This window comes from Huijunlia imazamoxiresistens (genome assembly GCF_037132455.1).
Lineage (GTDB): Bacteria > Bacteroidota > Bacteroidia > Chitinophagales > Chitinophagaceae > Flavisolibacter > Flavisolibacter imazamoxiresistens.
In genome coordinates this window covers 98,948-122,468 of sequence record NZ_JBBBEI010000003.1, presented here as the reverse complement: position 1 = coordinate 122,468, position 23,521 = coordinate 98,948, and the positions used below count along the sequence as shown (strand labels likewise).

Sequence of the window (23,521 nt, the reverse complement as noted above, 5' to 3'; positions counted from 1 at the left end):
CATTAAATTTCAAGGAGGAAAGGGAAAAGCACCTCCATGAACTCCGGACAAAAGCCTGCCCCCACCATCATCGTCATCTTCGGCGGCACCGGCGACCTGGCCAAACGAAAGCTGGTCCCTGCCTTCTACAACCTTTTCCGCGACGGCTCCATGCCCGACCGCTTCGCCATTATCGGTCTGGGCCGCAAGCCCCTGGAAGAGGGCGACTTCCGCGGCCGCCTGCAGGAAGGACTGAAGGAGTTCTCCCGCACCGGTGCACCCGAGGAGGCCGTATGGGAGCGGTTCGCCCCCGCCGTTAGTTACCTGGCTTCCGATATCCACGACGAGGCATCGTACCATAAGCTGGCCGAAAAGATCAACGCTATTGAAGGGGAGTGGGGCGCCCGGGCCAACCGGCTGATCTACCTGTCGGTAGCTCCCGAGCACGTGGAGGCCGCCGCCGCCAACATCGGCAAGGCCGGCCTGGCCGCCGAACCCGCCCGCGACCGCATCGTCGTGGAAAAGCCGTTTGGCCACAACAAGGAAACCGCCGTCGCCCTCAACAACCTGCTCACCCGCACCTTCGAGGAACGGCAGATCTACCGCATTGACCACTACCTGGGTAAGGAAACGGTCCAGAATATTTTGGTCTTCCGCTTTGCCAACGCCCTGTTCGAACCGCTCTGGAACCGCAACTATATCGACTCGGTACAGATCACCGTGGCCGAAAAGGTGGGGGTGGAGGACCGGGGCGCCTACTATGAGGGGGCCGGCGCCCTGCGCGACATGATCCAGAATCACCTGCTGCAGATCCTGTGCATGGTGGCCATGGAGCCGCCGCTTTCCTTTGCCGCCGAGGAGGTGCGCAACCGCAAGGTGGACGTGCTGCGGGCCGTTCGGCGGATCGCCCCCGACGAGGTGCCGCAGTTTGCCGTGCGCGGCCAGTATGCCCGCGGCTGGCTGCAGGGCGAGAAAGTGCCCGCCTACCGCGAGGAAAAGGGGGTGGACAAGGCCTCGGAGACCGAAACCTTTGCCGCCCTGCAGCTCTACATCGACAACTGGCGGTGGCAGGGCGTGCCTTTTTACCTGCGTACCGGCAAGCGCTTGCAGGAAAAAACGTCCTCGGTGACGGTACAGTTCCGCCCCGTGCCGCACGCCGCTTTTCCCGAAAGCACTGCCGGCAGCCTGTCGCCCAACCGGCTTACCATCAACATCCAGCCGCAGATGGACATCAGCACGCGCTTTATGGCTAAGCGGCCGGGCCTGGAAATGCACCTGACCCCCGCCGAAATGGTTTTCGATTACGATAAATGCTCCACGCAAACCCCCGAGGCCTACGAGACCCTGTTGCTGGATGCCATGGTGGGCGACGCCAGCCTGTTTTTGCGCGCCGACCAGCTGGAGGCCGCCTGGGATGTGATCACGCCGGTGCTGGAGGCCTGGGAGCGCCGCGACCCCCTGGACTTTCCCAATTATGCCGCCGGCTCCTGGGGACCCGAAACTGCCGAGGCCCTCATTGCCCGGCAGGGTCACGTTTGGGCCAGCAATACCCATTTATTTGAAGGGTAAGTGTATGTTTTGTATCGATTGATGGGTTTTTTTGGGGAGACATCCCTATTTCCGCAAAACCAAAGATTTTCCGACTACAAATATCTTTGCCCCATGAGCGTTCACATCGGCACTTCAGGCTGGAGCTACGACCACTGGCAGGGCGTCTTATATCCCGAGGGCCTGCCGCCCTGGCAGCGGCTGGGGTATTACGTGCACCGCTTTCACACCGTAGAGCTGAACAGCAGCTTCTACCGCTGGCCCAGCCTGGCAGGCTTCAAAAGCTGGCAGCGCCGCCTGCCGCCCGGCTTCCAGATGAGCGTCAAGGCGCCCCGCGGACTGACCCACGCCAAGTGCCTCTACGCTCCCGAGCGCTGGCTGGAGCGCATCAAGATCTGCTGGCACGAGCTGGGCGACAAGCGAGCGGTGCTGCTGGTGCAACTGTCCCCTAATTTCGCCTATGATTTCGAACGGCTGCGGTATTTCCTGCAGCAGGTGCCGCCCTGGATCCGGGTAACGGTGGAATTTCGCCACCCCACCTGGCACCAGGATGCCGTGTTCCGCCTGCTGGAAGATTACGGTGCGGCCTACTGCATCATGAGCGGGGCGCACCTGCCCTGCATCCTGCGGTCCACCGCTTCCTTTGTGTACGTGCGCCTGCACGGTCCCGACCGCCAGCACCTGTACGGCGGCTACTACCCCGATGCGGACCTGCACTGGTGGGCCGCCCGCATCCGCGAATGGCAGGGGCAGGGCAAGGATGTGTACGCCTACTTCAACAACGACGGCGGCGGCAATGCCGTGTACAACGCTTCCACCCTCCGGGCGATCCTGGGGTAAAAGGATTTTATATTCATTACCCACGAATGTTTTCGCTTTCCCGGAACCGCAGCAGTTGGGCCACCAGGTCCACTTTGGACATGTAATAGCCGGCAGCCCGGGCCCGGGCCACCGGGGTTTCGTAGATATATTTTATTTCCAGGGGCCGGTGGTGGTCGAAATCGAGCTTCATGCTGGGGGCATACGGCCGCATGGCCCGGGTAAACTGGAGCATGTCGTCGGCAAAGGAGGAAGGCAGGGGTACACCGCAGGCCTGGGCGCCGGCGATCACTTCCAGCATCAGCTCCCGGGAAAAAGCGTACCCATAAGGTTCCTGCACCAGGCGGTCGGTGGTGGTGTTCAGCAGCACCGACAAGCCATTGAAGGCAATGTTCCAGACCAGCTTGCGCCAGCGCAGGGCGTGCAGGTCGGGCGTGAGGGCGGAAGGGATGCCCGCCCGGGCAAAGGCGGCCACCACCGGTTCCAGCCGTGAGGGGTCAGGAGCGTTGAAGTTGCCGATGTCGAGGTTGCCGTGCTCCAGGTGGTGAATGTGGCCGGGGCCGGTCTTGGTAGCGGCAATCAGGGCGACGCCGCCGGCCAGGGCCAGGCCGGGAAAAAGTCGGGCTACGTCCTCTTCTACGCCCAGCCCGTTCTGGATCAGCACTACCACCGTAGCGGGGTGCAGCAGGGGCGGCAGGAGGGAGGGCAGCAGGTGCTGGTTGAGGGTGCTTTTCAGGCACACCAGCACTACGTCGCAGGGGGGCATGTCTTCGGCCCGCTGCCAGGCCCGGACGTTCCGCAGCTGCAGGGGGCCGAGGAGTTCGGATTGGATGTGGAGGCCGTGCTGCCGCACCTGATCGTAATCGCTGTGGAGGAGAAAATGTACCTCTTCGCCGGCCAGGGCCAGCAGCCCGCCATAGAATCCGCCGATGGCGCCGGTGCCGATCACCGCATACCGGATGGGATGGTTCATGTGAGGATTATTTTTTTATTGAGTTTCCAGGTTGCAAAGTCATGGAATTTTCCCCTTTTTGTGCTACTTTAAATAACTTTTCCGAAGAAAAGCCCGCCACGCATTCCAACGAACCGCGGCCTGCTGGGGTTGCCGGCTCCGTAATAAAAACCAAAACATTCAAAAAACCACCTGCAAATCATCCAAAAACCGACCCATATGGCATGGAACTATCAAAAGCGCATCGCGATCTTTCCCGGCGTCCAGGTAGCCTTCGGCAAAAGCGGCGTCTGCACCTCTATAGGGTTTCCCGGGGCCTTTCTCACCACCGGGCCGCTGAATAGCCGGCCTGGGCCGGAGGAGCCCGCCATCCTGGAAAATTTCTTCAGTTGCCGCCCCCTGTCCGTGGAGGGGCACGACCTTGCCGGTATAAGGCAACTGCTGGTAACGGCTTACCAGCAACGAAAAGAACTGCAACAGGACCTGGAGCAGGTCACGGCCGACCTGCGGCGTTTGTGGATGAAATTTACCGCCGGCAACCTGCTGCTGTACGGCCTGCTGAACCGGCGGGGGGCGCTGCAGACCAAACAGGAACTGGAGGCCCGGCGGGCAGCCGCCGAAGCCATCCGCTCCCGGATCGAAAAAAGCTGCGTGGAGTTGGAGGTGTCGTTTGAACCCGACATTAAAGTGAAGTACGACCGGATGGTGGCGGCTTTTAAAAACCTGGTCACCAGCGAACGTACCTGGGACGTTTCCGGCGGTGCCCGGTCCACGGGCAAAGGTCCCCGCCCGGCGGCAACCACCGCGGCGGAAAGCCGGAAAGAGGTTCGGTTCGGCGTCCGGACCATCCCCCTGGTCCAAACGGGCATCCTGCCTCTGTGGCTGACCGATGCAGCCGGCGGCAACATGCTGCTGTACCCGCACTTTGCCGTGCTTTATGCCGCACCCGACCATTTTGCCGTCATCGGGCTGGAGGAGCTGCAGCTGCATTTTAACGAGGTCCGCATCATCGAGGAGGGAAAGGTGCCGCGGGAAAGCCAGATCGTGGGCCGGGCCGGTTCCGATGAGCCCGCAGCGGCCCACCTCACCTATAAGAACAACCGCAGTTTTCCCGTAGTGCGCTACGGCGAGATCTGCCTGAAAACGGAAGCCGGGCTGCAGCTGGTGTACCAGTTCAGCCATTATGGTTTTGCCGAGGATTTCAGTAAAGCCTACAACGATTACCGCAAGGCCATCTTTGCGCTTAAAAGCACCCAAGGCAAACCCCAGGTAGCATGATAATTATTTCGGATGCCGGATGCCGGATTTCGGAACCCTTAACAGGTGAAAATTGCCTAAGCCATTCCGTCTGACTTTATTTAAACTACTGCTTAAGTTCCGGGTTTTTGTATGGGGCTCATGTGTCAAAAGCTATCTGTAGTCAAGGGTTCCGAAATCCGACATCCGGCATCCGAAATCTCTCCCTTATTCTCGCCCCTGGCTTTCAAAAACTGGTAGGTTTCCTTTTGCGAACGGATGCGTGCTCCGTTTTGGGGGAGCGCATAGTGGTTGGAAAGAGCGCCGTCCAGGATCCTTGCTTTTACATTGTCCTGCAGCTGGAGGTCCAGGAGGTCGCGGAGTTCCCGGCTCAGCTGCGGGTCCAGCACCGGCACGGCCGCTTCCACCCGGTGGTCGAGGTTGCGGACCATCCAGTCCGCTGAAGAGAGATACACTTTCGGTTTCCCCCCATTGTGAAAGACCAGCACCCGGGCGTGCTCGAGGTATTCGTCCACCAGGCTGATGGCAGCGATCCGGTCTTTGAATCTTTCACCGGTGAATACCGGGCAGAAGATTCCGCGGACGATCAGTTTGATTTCCACCCCGGCCGAGGCCGCTTCGTACAGCTGGGTGATCAGGGCATGGTCGCTGAGCGAGTTGAGCTTGAGGGTGATGGCGGCCGGCTTTTTCCGGCGGGCCGCCTTTATTTCGCGGTGGATCAGTTGGGAGAGTTCGGGCCGCATGCCGGTGGGCGATACCAGCAGTGTTTTGCAGGCCTTCAGCGGGGTAAAGTCCGTCCGCGGGCCCTCCAGGAAGTCGAAGATACGGTTGATGTCGGCCATGACCGGGCGGTTGCCGGTGAGCAGGCAGTGGTCGGCATATACCCGGGCGGTCTTTTCGTTCAGGTTGCCCGTGCTCACAAAGCCGTACTGGACGAGGTGGCTGCCGGTCCGTTTGCGGATGAGGCAGATTTTCGCATGCACCTTCAGGTTATGAAAGCCGGCCAGTACTTTTACCCCTTCCAGCTCCAGCCGTTTTTTCCATTCCAGATTCGCCTCTTCGTCGAACCGCGCCTTGAGTTCCAGGGCCACCGTCACCTGCTTGCCGTTGCGGGCCGCATTCACCAGGGCATTGATCACTTTGGAGTCGGAAGCCAGGCGGTACAGGGTAATTTTGATCACTTCCACGCCGGGGTCCATGGCCGCTTCGCGCAGCAGGTCGATCACCGGGTCGAAGGAGTGGTAGGGAAAATGCAGCAGCACATCCTGTTGCAGCACGACCGAAGTAACGCCCGAGCGGCCCTCCAGGGCGGGGTGCGACAGGGGGGCGGGACGTTGCTGGCGGGGCCCGAAGACGTTGGGAAAATTCATGAAGTGGCGGAAGTTGTGGATGCGCCCGCCGGGGATGACGCTGTCCTTGCGGGTGAGGTTCAGCTCGCGCACCAGGTAGTTCAGCAGGCCGGCATCCATTTCGCGGTCGTATACCAGCCGTACCGGTTTGCCCTTGCGGCGGTTTTTGAGGCCCTTTTCGATTTTCTGGATCAGCGAGGTTGACAGGTCGTTGTCAATGTCCAGTTCGGCGTCCTTGGTCACGTTGAAGATGTGGGCCGAAAACTGGTCGTAGCTGAAATAGGCGAAGAGGGAGGGCAGGTTGAAGCGGATCACGTCTTCCAGCAGGATGATGTGCTGCCGGCCGTCGGTAGGGGGCAGCAACAGGAAGCGGCCGACGGCTTTGGCCGGCACCTCGATGAAGGCGTACTTCTGGTCGTAGGCCGATTCGTGGCGGCTCATGACCACGCCCAGGTAGAGCGATTTTTCGCGCAGGTAGGGAAAGGAGGGATTCGTTTGGGGCAGCAGCGGGATGATGTTGCTGCGGACCTCCTCGTCGAAGAATTTTTTGACGAACAGCTGCTGCTGCCGGTTCAGTTGCGCCGGGGAAACCAGGAAGATGCCTTTCGCTTCCAGTTCGGCCAGGATGTTGTCCCAGATCCGGTTGAATTCGTTTTGCTGCTGCAGCACCTGCACCTGTAGGTCGTTGAGCACCTGCTGCGGGTCTTCGGCCGGGTAGCTGTCCTTTTTGTCCAGGGCCGCCAGCCGTTTCAGCGTGGCCACCCGTACGCGGAAAAACTCATCGAGGTTGTTGGAAAAAATACCCAGGAAGCGGATCCTTTCCCGCAGCGGTACGGTGGGGTCGTTGGCTTCCTGAAGCACGCGTGCGTTAAAACTGAGCCAGCTGATGTCCCGGGGAATGAAGGTGGGTTTGGTCATAAGAGTTTTCAATAATAAAACCGTAGATAAAAGTAGCGAAGGGCCCCGGCTTCACATGTTAAGTAATTGTATCCTGCCGCCTCCGGAAGTTCCGGGTGGGGTTCAAAAATGGTAATGAAAAATTATTGGAATATGTAGGCGCGGGCGGTGCCTGCGGGGGTAAATTGCGGACCGGTCGCGGGGGGCGGAGCCCTTGATCCCGGCCGCTTCCGGCGGGGGCGGAAGGGGAAAATTGTTTGCGAAAAAAAACAGGATCAATTTTTGAAAACCATCTATTTTGTTTAAGTTTATCTGGAACAAAAAACAGGCGGATGAACGGTTTGAGCCTTTCTTTTTGGCTGGTTTTGGGGAGTGAAAAAATCTCCGTACCGGAATGCAACGAATGGAAAAGCCCGGCTGTCATCATGGAAGTTGAATCCTGCTAACCCCAGGGTCGCCTGCTCCCGGATCGAGTCCTTTCACCCCCACAATACCTGTAACATGAACCAACTTTTAAGCTTCATCGGCTTTTTCCTCTACCTCTGTGTAGTGCCGTTCATCGCCCCCCTGCTGGCGTTGTTATACGCCGTTCTTGGTTTGTCCCTCTTCACCCGCTCCCTGTTCCAGGGTCTACGAGCGTTCCGTATCCGGCCGTCCCGGCGCTCCCGCCCCCAATACGCCTTCCCGGAAAAACGGGGATTGTTGCAGGGCGTGCTTTTGCGAGCGCATTTGGTCAAGAACCTTTCCTCCAATCCCTAGCGGCCTATGGCGCCGTTCGGGACCGTGCTGCCGGTTAGGTATTTGCCGGCGGCAGGACAAGATCCTAAAAACAATATTGCTTCACCGGCCCTGCAGCCAAAAGTTGCAGGGCTTTTTCGTGCCCGCACCGCACGGAAAAATTGTGGAATCGACACAGGTTGTGTAAAGAACGCATCAAAACTGTACAGCTGCCGGGCAGCACCTTCCTTCCTGCGTTTACCCCGGACAGAAAGTTCGGTGCCGGCAACAAAAAAGTTTGGGACCGGGCAGTGCTGTCGGCAGGCCCGGGCTCCATCCTTTACGGAAAATTATATGGGAAAAGTTGCCCGGGCCGATTTGTTTTTCCCAAAGGCCCGGGGCGGCCGGTGGCGGATAAGAAGATTGTTTCATGCATGGGAGCACCGCTGCTATGCCGGCCCGGGAAGCGGGAGTTCATTTATTCTTAATATTCGATTTACCCAGAGTTTACACGGCTGGTCTTTTTTTGAACCCGATCAACGATCCTGTTATGGTCAACAACAAAAAAAGCAGTACGGAAACGATGTTCCTGGGCCTGGTATGGCTGGTGTTTCTCTCCATCCTGGGCTATTGCTTCTATACCATCAGTTATATGTTTACCGTGCTGCTGCACAACCACTGATAACCGGAAAATGTCCTTAATCAATCGAACCCAATATGTCTGACAGAAGAAGTTTTTTGAAGCAGTTAGGATGGGCCGGTGCCGTCCTTACCCTGCCGGGCGCCGTCGTGCAGGCTGCCCCTGCTCCCGGTGCTAAGACCGGCCCGGTGGACCTGGCCAACCTGCGGCTGAAAGGAAAAGTGACCGGGGGCGGCAAGGGCCTGGCCGGCGTCGCCGTTACCGACGGCTGGAACGTAACCACCACCGATACGAAAGGTTATTATGAGCTGTTGAGCAACAATACCGCCGAGTTTGTGTATATCAGCCTTCCCGCCGGCTACGCCTTCCCGCACGAGCAGGGCGTTGCTAAATTTTATACGCCCGTTACCGGCAAGCAGGGTGTTTTTACCGCCGACTTTTCCCTGGAAAAGCTGCCCGTGGACGACCGCAAACACCAGTTCGTGGTTTGGGCCGACCCGCAGATCATTTCCGAAAAGGATGCCGCCCAACTGACCGCCGAGTCGGCCCCCGACCTGGCCTCCCTGGTGCAGGAATATCCCAAAGACGCCCTGTTTCACGGCATCGGCTGCGGCGACCTGGTGTGGGACCACCACGAACTCTATGCGTCCTACAAGCAGGCGCTGCAGATCACGGGCATCCCGTTCTTTAACGTCATCGGCAACCATGATATGGATATCGATGCCCGGGCGGATGATTTTTCGGCCCGCACCTTCAAGCAGCAGTTCGGACCTACCTATTATTCCTTTAACCGGGGCGCCATCCATTACGTGGTGCTGGACGACGTTTTCTTTATCGGCGCCGCCAAAAAATACATCGGCTACCTGACCGAGCCCCAGCTGCGCTGGCTGGAGCAGGACCTGGCGCTGGTGAAGCCCGGCTCCACGGTGGTGGTCAGCCTGCACATTCCTTCCAATACCGGCGCCGCCCGCCGCGCCAAAACAGAGGAGGAGCTGGGCGGAACGGTTTCCAACCGCAAGCAACTGTACAAGATACTGGCGCCCTTCCGCACCCATATCATGTCGGGGCATACCCATGTGAGTGAAAAGTGGGAGGAGGGCAGCGTCATGGAGCACGTGCACGGCACCGTTTGCGGCGCCTGGTGGACGGGGCCGATCTGCTCCGACGGTACGCCCAACGGCTACGGGGTGTACGAAGTGGACGGCAGCGAGATCCGCTGGTACTACAAGTCGACCGGCAAGGGGCGTGAACACCAGCTGCGGGTGTATGAAAAAGGCAGGGTTGCGGATAACCCCGCCGAGATCGCTGCCAATGTCTGGAACTGGGACCCGTCCTGGAAGGTGGAGTGGTTCGAGGACGGCGAGGCCAAAGGCGCCATGGAGCAGCGCACGGCCTTTGATCCCTGGGCGCAGGAGCTGTTCGGGGGACCCGAGCTGCCGCGCAAGCACCGGTTCGTCGAGCCCACGCCCACGGACCACCTGTTCTTTGCCCGCCCCTCCGCCGCTGCCCGCGAAGTGCGGGTAAGGGCCACGGACCGCTTCGGCAACGTCTTCGCCGAATTCCTCCGCCTTTCCTAGAATAATAGACAATGGGCAATGGAAAAGAGCCAAAAGAAAATGTTGGAACCGTAAAAAACACGGACAGATTTTTAAAACTTGTCAAGTTTAGAAGTACCCGGAAACTTTGGAACTCAGCAACTTGTTTTCGTTGGTGCGATTTTTTTTGAATGCGATAATTGAGGTGGAATATCACCGGTGCGGCCAGATGGCCCCGTGGGGCGTTCTTTTCCTCCCCGGGGTCGTTTTTTAAACCACTTACGGGGGTAAGCTGTTGATAATCAATGGGAGGGACGGGCTGTTGTCGCCCCTGCCGGGGAAAAGACCGGGGCAAGGTTGGGGAAAAACGTACAAGAAGGCCCCACTGGGGCTTGTGGTCTATGAATATCAGTCATTTGTATGATCGGAAAAATTTAACTACCAGCCGCAGCCGCCAACGGAACGTAATGGATTGAATGGTAAAAATACTTCATATTGTTTAGCTTAATTATGAGCTGTTTGTAAGAAGTGGGGGCGTCTCTGCCGGAAGTCCTTGTCCCGATACCGGGCCACGAGGGAAGACCGGGACCGGACCGGGGGATAATAATTCCTTAAAAGCTCAGGAACTGGCGCGATATTTTTAGGGCTTTTACGTGGTGTTTTTACGTAACATGTCGGAAGAGCACCCCAAGCCAGTCATCGTGCTGCAAGGCCCCTGTTGCGGGATATTATTCACGTCAAAAACTTTTCAAATGCAAATGGCACTTCCACACTCCTTTAAAACCAATCACGACGAACTATTAAGCCGGTTGAACCATGCGGTGATTCTATGTGATAAAACCGGCCGTACAGCCCGGAAAGTAGCGCAGTTACTGTCGCTGCATCCCCACTTTATCAAAAATGAGCAGTATGCCCTGGCGCCCCTGGCCCTGTTGCCGGCCCTGGCGGAAGGGAACGTGCTTTCGGATATGACCCCCGTCATCGGTCTGGCGGACCAGCTGAAGCGCTACCTGCCGGAAATGCTGGCCGAAAACCAGATCATGGAAGCTACCCTGCAGGAACTGATCAATAACGCCACCGAAGAAGACCATCCCGAAGTGGTGAGCTTTGCCTGCCAGCTGATGCAGCTGGCGAAGATGGAAGACGACATTCTTTATCCCGCGGCCATCCTCATCGGTGAATACCTGAAGCTCCGCCTGCGGGACGAGCAGATGGTGCCGGCCGCCGCCTGTGCCTGAGCGTTAGCACAGGGGTAACAGCATTTTTCGGAAAGTCCGGAATTCCTCCCTGGAAAAGGGAAGAATTCCGGGCTTTCCGCTTTTTACCCTTTGCCGCACCGTGGGGCCCAGCCGCGCATTTGGGGCGGCCCCAAACCGCTTCGGTGGAAAGGTTTCCGCAATTTGGGCGGGACCTGCCCGATCACCCGGTAGCCGCGCCCAGCCGGATAGAGGAAAACAAACGGAAGCCTGTAAGGGAAAACCTGTGCCGCAGGAAAGCTGTTCTTCCCTTTCCGCCTTTGCGGCCCCGCCTGCTTGCCCGGGCCAGAATTTTAAGCCCGGCAGTGGCATAGAATTTTATATTTCTTAATTTGTAAGTCGTTTTTTTTCAGCTGGTATTTCGGATAAGGTTTTTTCTGCTTCCCGGGTTGGCCCTTTCCGGTAAAAAGGGCGCCCCGTCGTCTCTGTTCCCACAGCCGGGCATTATTCACGAGCAAGGACCCTCGATCTCCTTTTTTCCAGATGGAACGTTTACCTATTGAATTGTCACCACCAAAACCATGAGGTCATGAATAAAAATTCACGTTTAATGAGGCGGCTGATCGTGGCTGCACCAATGCTGTTCTGCTTTTTCCATTTTGCGCCCCTCCAGGATTGGGCCGGCCGTTACAACGGCCCTGCCAACGGGGGCGACCGCCCCAGCGCCCTGGCCGCGGATGCGTTAGGGAATGTGTATGTGACCGGCGAAAGCTCGGGCAGCCAGGAAGACTTCGCTACCCTCCGCTACGACGCCGGGGGCGTCCAGAAATGGGTTGCCCGCTATAACGGCCCCGGCAATGCCTACGATAAGTCCGAAGCCATAGCGACCGATGCGGCCGGCAACGTGTACGTGGGAGGCACCAGCACCGGCTCGGGCAGCGGTATGGACTTCGCCCTCATCAAGTACGACGCCGGGGGCGTCCAGAAATGGGTCAGCCGCTACAACGGCCCCGCCAACGACCGCGAACAGGTGGGCTCCGTAGCGGTAGATAAAGCCGGTAACGTGTATGTGTACGGCACCAGCGCCGACGGCAACGGCCAGTTTTCCTATGCGACCATTAAATACAACAGCAGCGGGGTACAGCAGTGGGTGGCCCGCTATCCTGCCGGGAAACAGGAAATCAACGCCTCCGCCGTGGACGCCTGGGTGAGCCGGGGCCTGGCCGTGGATAAGGACGGCAACGTGTTCATTGCCGGCTACCAGGCCAAGGGCGATACCTACCCCGACTTTGTGACCATCAAGTACAACAGCAGCGGCAAGCAGCTCTGGGCCAACACCTTCGACGGCACCGGCAATTCCTACGACCTGCCGGTAGGCCTGGCCCTCGACCCGGGCGGCAACGTGTACGTGGCCGGCGTGAGCTACGGCAGCACCACCAGCTGGGACTACATGACCATGAAGTACAATACCGGAGGCACCCGGCTTTGGGCGAAACGCTACAATACCGGCAGCTCCGGTTACGATATTCCCACCTCCCTGGTGGTGGATGCAAACAGCAACGTTTACGTCACCGGCGGCGCCGGCCCCGACGACGAGTCCATGGACTTCACCACCCTGAAATTCAACAAGGACGGCGAGCGCAAATGGGTGGCTACCTATAAGGGTCCCTATGGCGACGACATGGCGTATTCCGTGGCCGTGGATGCGGGCAGTAACGTGTTTGTGACCGGCTACAGCGCCGGCCCCGGCAGCGGCGGTGCCACCGTCAAGTACAGCTCCAGCGGCAGCCAGCAGTGGGTGGAACGCTTTTCGGGCACCCGGGCCTCCTGCCTGGCGCTGGGTGGGAGCAAGCTGTTCGTTACCGGCACCAGCTATACCGACGGGGCGGGCGAGGATTACCTGACCGTTCGCTATTCCGGTGCCGCCGCCAAAAGCGAAGCCGTGACCACCGCCCCGGAGCAGATGCTGCAGCCTTCCTCCCTGCTGAAGGTGACGCATTATCCCAACCCGGTGGCCGCCACCGCCACCATCCGCTACGAGCTCCCTTTTGAGGGCCGGCTCTCGCTGCGGGTGTATGACGGGCTGGGCCGGGAAGTGGCTACCCTGGCTAATGCCACAACGGCGAGAGCAGGCCTGCACACGGCAGCCTTTGATGCCTCTTCCCTGGAAAAAGGCGTGTATTTCTACCGGCTCAGCCTGCAGGCCCCGGCGGGAAAATGGACCCAAACCAATAAACTGATCGTGGTAAAATAGAGGGGTAATTTTGAAAGGAAAGGGCGGCCGCATCTTCGGGCCGCCTTTTTTGTGTCCCGGTATACCGGTGCGGAATAAAGATTGCAATCCTTCCTGAAAGTGCAGTATCTTGTAGTTTTTCGGATGATCTGTAAAAACCCTTAGTAGTTCTAGGTATTTTGCTGGAGCAAGGGTGGCTTTCCAAGGGTCGTTCGCTGCACAGGAACCAATAAATAATGGGGCTTAGCCATCTGAATAAAGAACCGGCGGGGCAGTACCTGCAGCTCGTCCTGGATCATATCCCGGATGCCCTTGTCGTGTTGGATGACCAACTGAAGATCCGGGACCTCAACGCCCGCGCCCGCGCCCTTTCCTCCCTGGTGCTGGGCAAGACGTACGAAAAAGGGGAAGATTTTCTCTCCTACTTCGGAGACGCTGAAATCGCATCGCTGCACGATTGCCTCCGGCAGGCCACCACTTCGGATGGAGGGGAAGCCCTGGCCGAGATCGAAAGCGGGAAGGGCCACCTGATCGAAAACCGCATAAAACCCCTGCAGGCCCCCCCGGGCCAGCGCCCCACCCGCACCTGCCTGGTGTTCCAAAAAATCCGGGAGGCCGGAAACCCCGCCAACGGCACGGCCACCGCCCTGGAGATCGAGTGCCTGAACCTGGAAAACCTCGTCCGCTACAAAAAGCAACTGAACCTCTTCCTGGCCAGTACCCGCGAGGGCATCATCATCCTGGACAATGCTTACCACATCGGCATCATCAACGAGGCCGGCCGCGACATCATGGAAAAGATCACCGGCCACCTGCTGCAGGTGGGCGACAACCTGCTGTACAACCTGGCCCCTCACCGCCAGGAGGCGGTCCGCTCCCTCACCGAACCGGTGGAGCACGGCATCGTGGTCGATTACGAGATCGACTACCCCGACGGCTCCAAGACCTTCTGGCTGCTGGTACACGTGGAGCCGCTGCAGGATACGGACGGGCAGGTAGTGGGTAAGGTGGCCTCGCTGCGCGATGTGACCGCCCGCAAGGAAGCCGAGCTGGCCCTTAAAAACAGCGAGGAACGCTTTCGTTTCCTGCTCGAAAACATGCAGGAGGGTATCCAGGTGCTGGGCTTCGACTGGAAATACATCTTTGTCAACGAGGCGGCGGTCTGGCAGGGCCGGTACCCCCTGGAAACCTTGAAGGACCATACCCTGATGGAAAATTACCCGGGAGTGGAAGAAACCCGGGTGTTCCGGGTTTTCCGGGAATGCATGGAAGAACGCACCGCCCGGGTACTGGAAAATGAATTCGTCTTTCCCGACGGCACCCGCCGCTGGTTCGAGCTGCACATCCAGCCGGTACCCGAAGGCCTGTTTGTGCTGTCCATGGACATCAGCAAACGCAAGGCGCTGGAACTGCGCCTGAACCGCTTTTACCGGGCCGGCATCACCGGGGTGTTCTACTGGTCGGTGGACGGCCGCATCCTGGAGGCCAACGACAAGTTTTTGGAAATGACCGGCTATACCCGGCAGGACCTGGAACAGGGACGGATCAACTGGACCAAAATGACGCCCCCCGAGTATGCGACGCAGGACCGCAAGTCGCTGAACGACCTGCTGGTTACCGGCACCCATACGCTTTACGAAAAAGAATATATCCGCAAGGACGGCACCCGCATTCCGGTGGAGATCGGGACCGCCGCGCTGGTGGCGGACGGCTCGGAAGGCATGTCCCTGGTGCTGGATATCACCGACCGCAAAAAAGCGGAAGAAGAGATCCGCCGGTCCAACGAACGCTTTCGCCTGGCCACCCAGGCCTCTTTCGACATCATCTGGGACGTGGACCTGGAAACCCGCGAACTGTTTGTCAGCGACGCCCTGGAAAAGCTCCTGGGCGTGCCGGTGGGCCCTTCCCCCGATCCCCTGGAAGTCATCGCTTTTATTCATCCCGACGACCGGGGCCGGATGGGGCAGGAGTTCCGGGCTTTTTTACAGGCACCCGACATGAACTATACCGGCCAGTGCCGCCTGCTGAAGGCCGGCGGCTCGGAAGCCTACATCAACGTGCGGGCCCTGGTGCTGCGCCGCCCGGACGGGGAACCCTACCGGATCGTGGGCGTTACCCGCGACATTACCGATGAAAAGAAACACGAGCTGCAGCTGCAGCGGCTGAACGAGGAGGTGAACCGGAGGGCGGCCCAGCTGCAGGCCTCCAATACCGAGCTGGAACGTTTTGCCTTCGTGGCCTCCCACGACCTGCAGGAACCGCTGCGCATGGTGAGCAGCTTCATGGCCCTGCTGGAAAAACGGCTCGAAGGCAAGCTCGACGACTCTACCCGCCAGTATTTTCATTTTGCCATGGACGGGGCCGAACGCATGAAGGGCCTCATCCAGGACCTGTTGCAATACAGCCGGGCCGCCAGCAACAAGGAGCTGTTTGCCGAGGTGGACCTCAACGGGGTGGTGCAGAACGTGCTGCAGTTGCTCTACCTGGCCATCCAGGAATCGGGGGCCACCGTCCGGATAAACTGCCCCCTGCCGGTGGTGCTGGCCAACAAAACCCAGATGACCCAGCTGTTCCAGAACCTGCTGGGCAACGCCCTCAAATACCGCAGCGACCAAAATCCCCGGATCGAGATCGACTGCGAGGACCTGGGCGACTCCTGGAAGTTTTCGGTCCGCGACAACGGCATCGGCATCGATCCCAAGTTCCATGAAAAGATCTTTGCCGTCTTTCAGCGGCTGCATACCAAAGCCGAATACCCCGGCACGGGCATCGGCCTGGCCATCTGCAAGGTCATCGTCGAGCGCCACGGGGGTAACATCTGGGTGGACTCCACACCCGGCGGCGGCAGCACATTTTTCTTCACCCTGAATAAAGCTGTACATGAATAAGGAGGTGCATATTTTGCTGGTCGAGGACAACGAAGGCGATATCGTGCTGACCCGCGAAGCCATGCATGAAGCACAACTGCACAACAAAATGGATGTGGCCCGGGACGGGGAAGAAGCCCTGCAGTTCCTGCGCAAGGAAGGGCGGTTCCGCGAAGCCGTTACCCCCGACCTCATACTGATGGACATCAACCTGCCCCGCCTGGACGGGAAAGAAGTGTTGTCCATCATCAAAATGGACGATTTTTTGAAGATAATCCCCGTGATCATGCTCACCACCTCCAATTCCGAAAAGGACGTCATGGAATCGTACCTGAACCATGCCAACTGCTACATCACCAAACCGGTAAAGCTGTCGGATTTTATGGACGTGATCCATACCATCAGGGACTTCTGGATCAGTATTGTAAAACTGCCAAAAACCCACGATCATGAATAATCTTCCCGTCCCCAGGAACCTGCTGATCGTTGAAGACAACCCAGGCGACTTCCTCCTGTTCAAAACCTACCTGGAGGAAACCCATATTCCCATAGGCAGGATCTATCATGCCGGCTGCCTGGCCGATGTGCCCGAACTGCTGAAGGAGGGGCGCGTGGACCTGGCTTTCCTGGACCTGAGCCTTCCGGACGGCACCGGCACCGGGTCTTTCGTGGTGCTCAACAACCTGATCCCCGAGGTGCCCATCGTGGTACTGTCGGGCCTGCAAGACGAGGCCGTGGCCCTGGAAGCCATCTCGCTGGGCGCCCAGGACTACCTGCTGAAAGACGACGTGAACCCGGGGGTGCTGAAAAAATCGGTCTTTTACAGCCTCGAGCGCAAAAAAAGCCTGCAGGCGCTCTGGGAAAGCAACGAGCGCTTTCACGCCCTGGCCAAGGCTACCCACGATGCCATCTGGGACTGGGACCTGACGCAGGGAACCCTGTGGTGGAACGAAGGGCTGAGGTCCCTTTTCGGCTACGACGGCAACCCCCAGAACCTGCTGCCGGAATTCCGTTACCACCGCATCCACCCCGCCGATAAGGAACGCGTGATCCAGTCGCTGCAGCGGGAAATCGCCCAGGGCGGGAAGAACTGGTCGGCCGAATACCGCTTCCAGAAAGCCGACGGCACCTATGCCCACGTCTACGACCGGGCGTATACCCTGTTTGACGAAGAGGGAAAACCCAACCGCATGGTGGGCAGCATGATGGATGTGACGGCCAGCAAGATGGCCGAGCAGGCCCTGAAGAAAAATGCCGAAGACCTGGAGCAGGTAGTGCAGGAGCGTACCGCCGAGCTTACCGAAACCAACGAGCAGCTGACCAAGTCGAATGCCGAGCTGGAGCAGTTTGCCTACGTGGCCTCCCACGACCTGCAGGAACCCCTGCGTAAAATATTGCTGTTCAGCGAACGCCTGAAACTGCAGACCGCCCAGCTGCCCACCGCCGAAGGCCTGCTGATGAAAATCGAAACCTCGGCCAAACGTATGAGCGACCTGATCAAGGGGCTGCTCGACTACTCCCGCCTCAAACACCACAGCAGCCACCAGGAGTTCGTGCCCGTCAACTTAAACAAAGTATTGCAAAATGTGCTCTACGACCTGGAGGTCCGCATCCAGCAAAAAAATGCCCGGGTAGAAGCAGAGGAACTGCCGGTGATCGAAGCCATCGAGCTGCAGATGTACCAGCTGTTCTATAACCTGGTGGGCAACAGCCTTAAATTCATTCCTCCCGACCGCCAGCCCCATATCCGTATCGCCAACGGCACCGTCACGGCCGAGGAGATCCGACAGTTCCGCCTCCCCGACGAGCGGGAATACCGCAAGCTGGTATTTTCCGACAACGGCATCGGCTTCGAGCAGGCCTTTGCCGAAAAGATCTTCGACCCGTTCCACCGGTTGCATTCCCGGGAAGAATACCCCGGCACCGGCATCGGGCTGGCCCTGTGCCAGCGGGTGGTGGAAAACCACCAGGGACGGATCCGGGCGGAAGGCCAGCCGGGAGAAGGCGCCACCTTTATTGTGCTGCTGCCCGGCCGCCATGCCGAGGAAGGCTGATCCTTAAGTCCATCGGCTGGAAGATCTTTACAGTTGGTGGTTTGTTATAATTTGTTGGAAGGCAGGGTTTTACACAGGATTTTTACTTTGTTGAAGGCTTTCCCCGTCTTCATTCCCTGTTTTTAAACAGTTTCACTTCGAACAAATTTTTTTCTTAAAAGTTTTGTGAAAAGAGGGGAGAAAAGTTGGCCTTACGCCCATTAGGTAGGAAATTCGAAAAGATTCGAAAACGGAAGCTCCTTCCATCCACCTCCCTTTGAAATCTTGCCATTCTGCATTATGAGTGCCCTACACTCTAAAAAAGAACAGTAAAATGAAACCGGAAAAAACAGTTCTCCTGGTGGAGGATGATCTGGATGATTGTTCCTTCTTCCAGGAAGCCCTGGCGGGCTTATCGCCTGATATAAATGTTGAATGCCTCCGGCATACCGGCGAATTATGCAACGTAATCGAAGGCACAAAGCCCTTCCTGATCGTGTTGGACTATAAGCTGACCGGCGAAACCGGGGTGGATTGCCTCAAACGCATCAAAAAGAATCCTATCTGCCGGCATATCCCGGTGGTCATGTGGAGCACGTCGAATTTCTCCCGCAATGTGGAGGAAGCCTACGAGGCGGGCGCCCTGCACTACCTAGTAAAGCCCTGGCATATAAAAGTACTGGCCGCCGAGCTGCGGAAGCTCATGGTAAAATTTCTTCCAGGGGAACTGGCCTGGAGCCAGGCATGCCCCTGTTAGCGGGTCCACAGTAACTAAGAACAAAACCGGCAATAGAGCGCTTCGGCCTCTATTGCCGGTTTTGTTTTACAGCCCGCCCTTGGCGGCGGTGTACAGTTCGTACCAGTCCTGGTTGTCGAGCTGGATAGCGAAGGCACCGGCAATGTTGCGGATGCGCTGTTCGCTGGTGGTGCCGATCAGCGGCAGGGCGCCGAGCTTCACCAGCCAGGCCACCGCCAGGGACTCCAGGTCGGCCCCGTACTTGGGTGCGATCTCTTCCAGTTTGGTCCGCAGGCTTTCGGCCAGCCCGTCGGTGCCTTCGGCAATGCGGCCTTCGGCCAGGGGAGCGGAGGCCAGGGGCCGCATGAACCGCTGGCGGATGTAGTCCACCTGCCCGTTGTCGAGGGCCGAAGTGTTCAGCAGGTTCAGCTCGATGTGGTTGGTCACGATGGGCGCATTGAGGTACGAGGCCAGCAGCTGGTGCTGGAAGACCGAGAAGTTGGCCACCCCGATATTTTTGATCTTGCCCGCCTCTTTCAGCCGCTGCAGGGTCAGGGCGGTCTCTTCCAGGTGGGCGATGGGGTCGAAATGGTTCAGCAGGAAGATGTCGATATAATCGGTATGCAGGCGGCGCAGGGAGGCCTCCACGCTTTTTTGGATATGCTCCTTCGAGGTGTCGATATGCGGCAGGCGCACCCCGGGCTGGCTGGGGTGGGGGAGGCGCAGGCCGCACTTGGTAAAGAGCACCACCTGTTCGCGCCTGATGGATTTGGTGCGCAGCAGGTTGCCGAACTGCTCCTCGCATTGGTAGCCGCCGTAAACGTCCGCATGGTCAAAGGTGTTGATTCCCAGTTCCAGGCACAGGTGCACGATCTTTTCCATGGTGCCGGCAGCGGCCGCCTGTTCTTCGCTCCAGCGGTAAAAGCCGTAAATGGCCGGCGACACCTTGGGGCCGGCATCGCTGAGGTAAATTTTTTCCATTGCAATTGATTTCCGATTGGCTGCAATGATCGGAATTAATCCCGCCCATCAGGCGCAGCCCGGCATTTATTTTTTCTTTCCTGGTTTCTATTTCCTCACTTCGTATTTCCTACTTCGTACCTCCTACTTGATTTTCCCATTACCAGTTCGGCTTCCATAAATACGCCACGGGCAGGCGCCTTTGGGCTGCCCAGGCTTTCCAGCAGCATTTGGGTGGCCTGGCGGCCCATTTCCCGCAGGGGCTGGTGAATATGGGTGAGGGGGGCATAGAACAGGTCGGCCGCATCCGACTGGTCGAAGGAAACCACCCCCAGGTCGGCCGGTACGGACAGATCCAGGGTATTGAGGTACTTCAGGCCGTGGGTGGACAGCAGGTTCGATACGAACAGCAGGGCGTCCACCGGCTCGGGCAGGGCCAGCAGCTCGTCGATGGCCTGTTCCACCTGCCGGTGGGTAAAGCTAAGGGGCAGGGATTTGATTTGCCGGGCTTCCGGGGGCAGCCCGTGCTGCCGCAGGGCGTCGCGGTAGCCCCTGCCGCGTTCTTGCAAATGGTTCAGGGGGGAGTCGAAGCCCACAAAGCCGATGCGGCGGTAGCCGTTGGCCAGCAGGTGCTCCACGGCCGAAAAGGCCGCCCGGTAGTTGTCGATGGCTACAAAGGGCGCTTCCAGCCCGGGGAAGAAGCGGTCGATCAGCACAAAGGGCACGTTCTGCTGCTGCAGGGAGCGCAACTGGTCGGCGGCATCGAAGGGAGGCGCGATGATCAGCCCGTCCACCTGGTGGTTGAGGAACACCTGGATCAGCTTGGCGCACTTCTGCCCGTTCTCGTCCGAAGAGCCGAAAATGACGGTATAGTCGTTCTTTTCGGCCTCGTCCTCGATGATGCGCGCCAGGGAGGAGGAAAAAGAATTGGAAATGTCCGCCACGATCAGGCCGATGGTAAAGGTCTTGTTGGTTTTGAGGCTTTTGGCAATGTGGTTGGTCCGGTAGTTCAGTTCCCGGGCGGTGTCCTTGATCTTCTGGGCCACTTCCTTCCGGATGCGGTCCACCTTCTGATTGTTCAGTACATAGGATACCAGGGCGGTGGAAACCCCCACTTTCTGGGCGATATCCTTTAAGCAAACGCGTTTCTGCATGGCAAGGGTGTTTGGGGAGGGGCGGCAGGGGTTTAAGCGCCGGCCGCACCGGTGAATTCCGCCAGGGGCCGGAAAGCAATCGTTTCCCCCCGTGACCGTAGCGGACGGGGAAGGTACAGCATAGTTTAATCGGTTAAACAGTTGGGCAAAATAAATTTTATGGCTGATAATCAGTTGGTTATCAGCTACGTATAATTACTTATAAAAAATATTCGGTGTTTTAACATCGGTCTTGTTTAATCGTTTAAACTTTTGCCTTAGTTTTGCGGTATCGAAATCAAACAAGATTAATGTATTTCATGAGGCCGGTTTCCGAGGCCGGTCCCTGATGGAAGATTTTCATATGGCAAGCAATCGTTAGTCGCCCGCTGTTTCTACAGTGGGCTTTTTTTAAACCCTACCGGACCTCACTTGTCCCGCTTGCTTGCCAAAGCTGCTGACCTGCTTGCCTTAAACGAATTCCCGAAGTACCGCCGATGTTCGGCGGGGGAGAACGTTGTTTTTTGAAAACGTTTGTTCTATTTATTCGTCATTAAAAAATAAACAAGATGAGTGCAGCAAAGAATATTGCACTGGTGGATTGCAGTGTATCCAAACAGGATTTACAATTAAACTACCTGCAGCGGATCTGCGGGTACAACTATAACTTAAAAAAGGTATTGCATACCGCCCAGGAGCCTGCAGGGTTCCTGGTGGCCCAGTATCCCGAGATGGAAGTGGTGCAGGACAAAGCCGCGATTATTGATGACCAGTCCATTGACCTGGTGATCGTGTCGGCTCCTCAAAAGAACGACCTGCAACTGGTGGGTGCTCTGCTGCGTTCCGGCAAGCAGATACGGATTCTTTAAGGCGTTTCTTTGTTGGCAGAAAACAACGGTACATAAGCCTCTTTTGGTAACAGGCCCTACTTCGGTAGGGCTTGTTTTTTTATGTAAGTTTCGTTTCAGGGAAGAATTGCTTTTCCTGTTTTTGTACAAGTCCTTCGGGTACCCGAAGGACTTGTACAAGATAAAGACTCATAATTCTTCCGCTTAAAGTAAGCTGCTAAAAAACAAGGCCCTAACGCTCTTTACGAACTGCACGACAGCATCGAACATCCGGCCTTGGACGTAGCCCATTCGGGCCGCTTGGCAAAGAACTGGTCGAAGCGGCGCGAATAGGGATCCCGCAGGGCTTCCTGCAACTGGCGGAAGAGCACATCGCTGCCCTTTTCCAACTCCTCGATAGCCTGCGACAACAGGTAATTACGCAAAATAAAACGGGGATTGGCTTTTCGCATATGCAGCACCGATTCCTCCCGTGAACAGGTATTCAGCAGCAGGCGTTCGCCATACTCCCGTACCAGCTGGAACAGCGCTGCGCGGCCGGCCGCATCGGGCTCTTTGTAAAAGCTGGGGGCAAAATGCGTCCCTACCTGTTCCTCGGTGGAAAGGTCCGGGGGCAGGTCGGTCAGCAGCTGGTAAAAAATGGTCATGTCGGGCTTCAGTGTAGACAGGACCCGCTCGAAGTTTGCGAACAGCTCATTGTCTTCTTCCAGCAGCTCGTTCAGTCCCAGCTTGTTGGCCATCATCAGGTAATATTTTTCCAGCAGCACCTCCTGGTAGCCGTCCAGGATCGCTTCCAGTTCGTCGGTGCCGGGCAGTAGGGCCGAAACGGCGCCGGCCAGGCAGCCCAGGTTCCACAGGCCGATGGACGGTTGGCGGCCAAAGGCGTAGCGGCGGCCCGGCAGGTCGGTGGTATTGGGCGTAAAGCTGGGGTCGTAATCGTCGAGGAAGGAGTAGGGGCCGTAGTCGATGGTCAGGCCCAGGATGGACATATTGTCGGTATTCATCACGCCGTGCACAAAGCCCACCCTTAGCCATTCCACCATCAGGGCGGCGGTGCGTTCCACCACTTCCTGGAACCACAGCAGCACGCGGTCCTTGCCCTGCAGGTGCGGGAAGAAGCGGGCGATGGTCCAGTCGGTCAGTCGCTCCAGGTTAGCGGTTTCGCGCCGGGCCGCCGGCATTTCGAAGTTGCCGAAGCGCAGGAAGGAGGGAGCTACCCGCATCACGATGGCGCCGGGCTCGAAGGCCGGGTGGCCGTCGTAAAACATATCCCGCAGCACCGGGTCGCCGGTGGTTACCAGGCCGAGGGCCCGGGTGGTGGGCACGCCCAGGTGGTGCATGGCTTCGCTCATGAGGTACTCGCGGACCGAGGAGCGCAGCACCGCCCGACCGTCGGCCCGGCGGCTGTAGGGGGTGGGGCCGGCGCCTTTCAGCTGCAGCTCCCAGGGCTGGCCGTCCGGGGCCGTCCATTCGCCCAGGGTGATGGCCCGGCCGTCGCCCAGCTGGCCGGCCCAGCTGCCGAATTGGTGGCCGGCATAACAGGCGGCATAGGGCTGCATGGAAGGGGTGACGAGGTTGCCGCCCAGGATGTTGACGTCCTCCGCAGCGGGGGCGCTGATGCCCAGTTGTTCCGCCAGGTCGGCCGACCAGGCCAGCAGGCGGGGCTCCTTTACCGGGGTGGGCAGGGCCTTGCTGTACAGGACGCCCGGCGTCTGCCGCGGGCTGAGGTCGCCGCTCTGGTCGCCGGGAAAAGTGGTAACGAAGTCGTTGCGATAGGCTTTCGTGTGCAGATGGTCCATAGTTGGGAAAGTCAGGGGGTCAA

At 58.3% G+C, this 23,521-nt stretch carries 18 protein-coding genes; 13 read left to right on the top strand and 5 right to left on the bottom strand.

What is annotated here, in order from left to right; genetic code table 11:
- Positions 1-36: 36 nt before the first annotated feature.
- Positions 37-1,548 carry a glucose-6-phosphate dehydrogenase gene (gene zwf, locus V9K67_RS04385; protein ID WP_336720365.1) on the top strand — a complete coding sequence of 504 codons (1,512 nt, stop codon included), beginning with the start codon at positions 37-39 and terminating at the stop codon, positions 1,546-1,548.
- Between the two features lie 93 nt (positions 1,549-1,641).
- Positions 1,642-2,367: a DUF72 domain-containing protein gene (locus V9K67_RS04380; protein ID WP_336720364.1), complete on the top strand. Its 726-nt coding sequence runs from the start codon at positions 1,642-1,644 to the stop codon at positions 2,365-2,367.
- Positions 2,368-2,383: 16 nt separating this feature from the next.
- On the opposite strand, the gene V9K67_RS04375 is transcribed toward V9K67_RS04380, so the two are convergent.
- Entirely contained in the window at positions 2,384-3,319 is a 936-nt protein-coding gene (locus V9K67_RS04375) for a putative 2-dehydropantoate 2-reductase (protein ID WP_336720363.1), read from the bottom strand.
- A 198-nt stretch (positions 3,320-3,517) separates the two neighbouring features.
- Between V9K67_RS04375 and V9K67_RS04370 the strand changes: the two genes are divergently transcribed.
- Positions 3,518-4,576, top strand: coding sequence for a DUF4236 domain-containing protein (locus V9K67_RS04370; RefSeq protein ID WP_336720361.1), 1,059 nt, complete (start codon positions 3,518-3,520; stop codon positions 4,574-4,576).
- Between the two features lie 125 nt (positions 4,577-4,701).
- Here the strand turns inward: V9K67_RS04370 and ppk1 are convergent, their stop codons facing one another.
- Positions 4,702-6,822 carry a polyphosphate kinase 1 gene (gene ppk1 / locus V9K67_RS04365; protein WP_336720359.1) on the bottom strand — a complete coding sequence of 707 codons (2,121 nt, stop codon included), beginning with the start codon at positions 6,820-6,822 and terminating at the stop codon, positions 4,702-4,704.
- Between the two features lie 480 nt (positions 6,823-7,302).
- Between ppk1 and V9K67_RS04360 the strand changes: the two genes are divergently transcribed.
- The 9 genes from V9K67_RS04360 to V9K67_RS04320 all read left to right on the top strand — a co-directional run bounded on the left by V9K67_RS04360 (position 7,303) and on the right by V9K67_RS04320 (position 18,779).
- Positions 7,303-7,560 carry a hypothetical protein gene (locus V9K67_RS04360; RefSeq protein ID WP_336720357.1) on the top strand — a complete coding sequence of 86 codons (258 nt, stop codon included), beginning with the start codon at positions 7,303-7,305 and terminating at the stop codon, positions 7,558-7,560.
- Between the two features lie 508 nt (positions 7,561-8,068).
- Positions 8,069-8,200: a hypothetical protein gene (locus tag V9K67_RS04355; RefSeq protein WP_336720356.1), complete on the top strand. Its 132-nt coding sequence runs from the start codon at positions 8,069-8,071 to the stop codon at positions 8,198-8,200.
- A 35-nt stretch (positions 8,201-8,235) separates the two neighbouring features.
- Entirely contained in the window at positions 8,236-9,735 is a 1,500-nt protein-coding gene (locus V9K67_RS04350) for a calcineurin-like phosphoesterase C-terminal domain-containing protein (protein ID WP_336720354.1), read from the top strand.
- A gap of 716 nt (positions 9,736-10,451) precedes the next feature.
- Positions 10,452-10,931, top strand: a complete 480-nt coding sequence (locus V9K67_RS04345) for a hypothetical protein (protein ID WP_336720352.1) — start codon at positions 10,452-10,454, stop codon at positions 10,929-10,931.
- Between the two features lie 547 nt (positions 10,932-11,478).
- Positions 11,479-13,143, top strand: coding sequence for a T9SS type A sorting domain-containing protein (locus V9K67_RS04340; protein WP_336720350.1), 1,665 nt, complete (start codon positions 11,479-11,481; stop codon positions 13,141-13,143).
- Between the two features lie 215 nt (positions 13,144-13,358).
- Positions 13,359-16,010, top strand: coding sequence for a PAS domain S-box protein (locus V9K67_RS04335; protein ID WP_336720349.1), 2,652 nt, complete (start codon positions 13,359-13,361; stop codon positions 16,008-16,010).
- Positions 16,003-16,446 carry a response regulator gene (locus V9K67_RS04330; protein ID WP_336720347.1) on the top strand — a complete coding sequence of 148 codons (444 nt, stop codon included), beginning with the start codon at positions 16,003-16,005 and terminating at the stop codon, positions 16,444-16,446. Before V9K67_RS04335 ends, V9K67_RS04330 begins: the two co-directional genes overlap by 8 nt.
- A complete protein-coding gene (locus tag V9K67_RS04325) occupies positions 16,439-18,043 on the top strand; it encodes a sensor histidine kinase (protein ID WP_336720346.1) in 1,605 nt (534 codons plus the stop codon). Before V9K67_RS04330 ends, V9K67_RS04325 begins: the two co-directional genes overlap by 8 nt.
- A gap of 313 nt (positions 18,044-18,356) precedes the next feature.
- Positions 18,357-18,779, top strand: a complete 423-nt coding sequence (locus V9K67_RS04320) for a response regulator (protein ID WP_336720345.1) — start codon at positions 18,357-18,359, stop codon at positions 18,777-18,779.
- A gap of 66 nt (positions 18,780-18,845) precedes the next feature.
- On the opposite strand, the gene V9K67_RS04315 is transcribed toward V9K67_RS04320, so the two are convergent.
- On the bottom strand, positions 18,846-19,739 hold the full coding sequence (locus tag V9K67_RS04315; protein WP_336720344.1) for an aldo/keto reductase: 894 nt from the start codon (positions 19,737-19,739) through the stop codon (positions 18,846-18,848).
- A 95-nt stretch (positions 19,740-19,834) separates the two neighbouring features.
- The gene (locus V9K67_RS04310) at positions 19,835-20,872 is read right to left on the bottom strand and encodes a LacI family DNA-binding transcriptional regulator (RefSeq protein WP_336720343.1); all 1,038 of its coding nucleotides are present in this window, start codon (positions 20,870-20,872) and stop codon (positions 19,835-19,837) included.
- Between the two features lie 548 nt (positions 20,873-21,420).
- Here V9K67_RS04310 and V9K67_RS04305 point away from each other — a divergent pair.
- The gene (locus tag V9K67_RS04305; RefSeq protein ID WP_336720342.1) at positions 21,421-21,720 is read left to right on the top strand and encodes a hypothetical protein; all 300 of its coding nucleotides are present in this window, start codon (positions 21,421-21,423) and stop codon (positions 21,718-21,720) included.
- Between the two features lie 221 nt (positions 21,721-21,941).
- Here V9K67_RS04305 and V9K67_RS04300 read toward each other — a convergent pair whose 3' ends face one another.
- The gene (locus tag V9K67_RS04300; RefSeq protein WP_336720341.1) at positions 21,942-23,498 is read right to left on the bottom strand and encodes a protein adenylyltransferase SelO; all 1,557 of its coding nucleotides are present in this window, start codon (positions 23,496-23,498) and stop codon (positions 21,942-21,944) included.
- Between the last annotated feature and the right edge of the window lie 23 nt (positions 23,499-23,521).

What these genes read in the sequence shown, in the direction of transcription:
- V9K67_RS04375 (WP_336720363.1), bottom strand. Translation starts at nt 3,319, where the DNA reads ATGAACCATCCCATCCGGTATGCGGTGATCGGCACCGGCGCCATCGGC.
- V9K67_RS04345 (WP_336720352.1), top strand. Translation starts at nt 10,452, where the DNA reads ATGGCACTTCCACACTCCTTTAAAACCAATCACGACGAACTATTAAGC.
- V9K67_RS04310 (WP_336720343.1), bottom strand. Translation starts at nt 20,872, where the DNA reads ATGCAGAAACGCGTTTGCTTAAAGGATATCGCCCAGAAAGTGGGGGTT.
- ppk1 (WP_336720359.1), bottom strand. Translation starts at nt 6,822, where the DNA reads ATGACCAAACCCACCTTCATTCCCCGGGACATCAGCTGGCTCAGTTTT.
- V9K67_RS04340 (WP_336720350.1), top strand. Translation starts at nt 11,479, where the DNA reads ATGAATAAAAATTCACGTTTAATGAGGCGGCTGATCGTGGCTGCACCA.
- V9K67_RS04350 (WP_336720354.1), top strand. Translation starts at nt 8,236, where the DNA reads ATGTCTGACAGAAGAAGTTTTTTGAAGCAGTTAGGATGGGCCGGTGCC.
- zwf (WP_336720365.1), top strand. Translation starts at nt 37, where the DNA reads ATGAACTCCGGACAAAAGCCTGCCCCCACCATCATCGTCATCTTCGGC.
- V9K67_RS04360 (WP_336720357.1), top strand. Translation starts at nt 7,303, where the DNA reads ATGAACCAACTTTTAAGCTTCATCGGCTTTTTCCTCTACCTCTGTGTA.
- V9K67_RS04315 (WP_336720344.1), bottom strand. Translation starts at nt 19,739, where the DNA reads ATGGAAAAAATTTACCTCAGCGATGCCGGCCCCAAGGTGTCGCCGGCC.
- V9K67_RS04380 (WP_336720364.1), top strand. Translation starts at nt 1,642, where the DNA reads ATGAGCGTTCACATCGGCACTTCAGGCTGGAGCTACGACCACTGGCAG.
- V9K67_RS04370 (WP_336720361.1), top strand. Translation starts at nt 3,518, where the DNA reads ATGGCATGGAACTATCAAAAGCGCATCGCGATCTTTCCCGGCGTCCAG.
- V9K67_RS04335 (WP_336720349.1), top strand. Translation starts at nt 13,359, where the DNA reads ATGGGGCTTAGCCATCTGAATAAAGAACCGGCGGGGCAGTACCTGCAG.
- V9K67_RS04325 (WP_336720346.1), top strand. Translation starts at nt 16,439, where the DNA reads ATGAATAATCTTCCCGTCCCCAGGAACCTGCTGATCGTTGAAGACAAC.
- V9K67_RS04305 (WP_336720342.1), top strand. Translation starts at nt 21,421, where the DNA reads ATGAGTGCAGCAAAGAATATTGCACTGGTGGATTGCAGTGTATCCAAA.
- V9K67_RS04300 (WP_336720341.1), bottom strand. Translation starts at nt 23,498, where the DNA reads ATGGACCATCTGCACACGAAAGCCTATCGCAACGACTTCGTTACCACT.
- V9K67_RS04320 (WP_336720345.1), top strand. Translation starts at nt 18,357, where the DNA reads ATGAAACCGGAAAAAACAGTTCTCCTGGTGGAGGATGATCTGGATGAT.
- V9K67_RS04330 (WP_336720347.1), top strand. Translation starts at nt 16,003, where the DNA reads ATGAATAAGGAGGTGCATATTTTGCTGGTCGAGGACAACGAAGGCGAT.
- V9K67_RS04355 (WP_336720356.1), top strand. Translation starts at nt 8,069, where the DNA reads ATGGTCAACAACAAAAAAAGCAGTACGGAAACGATGTTCCTGGGCCTG.